This window comes from Psychrobacter sp. GW64-MNA-CIBAN-0177 (genome assembly GCF_040309585.1).
Lineage (GTDB): Bacteria > Pseudomonadota > Gammaproteobacteria > Pseudomonadales > Moraxellaceae > Psychrobacter > Psychrobacter okhotskensis.
In genome coordinates this window covers 1-270 of record NZ_JBEOOY010000261.1, presented here as the reverse complement: position 1 = coordinate 270, position 270 = coordinate 1, and the positions used below count along the sequence as shown (strand labels likewise).

General features: G+C 70.0%; 1 protein-coding gene. It reads right to left on the bottom strand.

Annotation, left to right across the window (positions count from 1 at the left end):
- Positions 1-65: 65 nt before the first annotated feature.
- On the bottom strand, positions 66-270 hold a 205-nt coding region (locus tag AAEY79_RS15010; RefSeq protein WP_352289215.1), incomplete at its 5' end, for a FitA-like ribbon-helix-helix domain-containing protein.

Genomic DNA, 270 nt, shown 5'->3' with positions numbered 1-270 from the left:
CTCGATCACCGCCGCGTTCGGCTCACGCCGCAGCGGTTCGGGCATGACGTTCGTATCGACAAGGATCATTCAAAGCTCATCGGACCGGTTGGCGTCTCGTCGCGCGGCACGCCGATATCGACATCGCCCGCTTCCCGCCCGATTTCCGCGAGCAGCGTTCCGAGCTCGAGCCGCCCGCCCGGCAGAACGGCCCGCTCCAGGATGTCGCGCACCTCGGCCTCCGTACTGCGCCCGTGTCGGGCCGCGCGGGACCCGAAGCGCGCGGTGCAC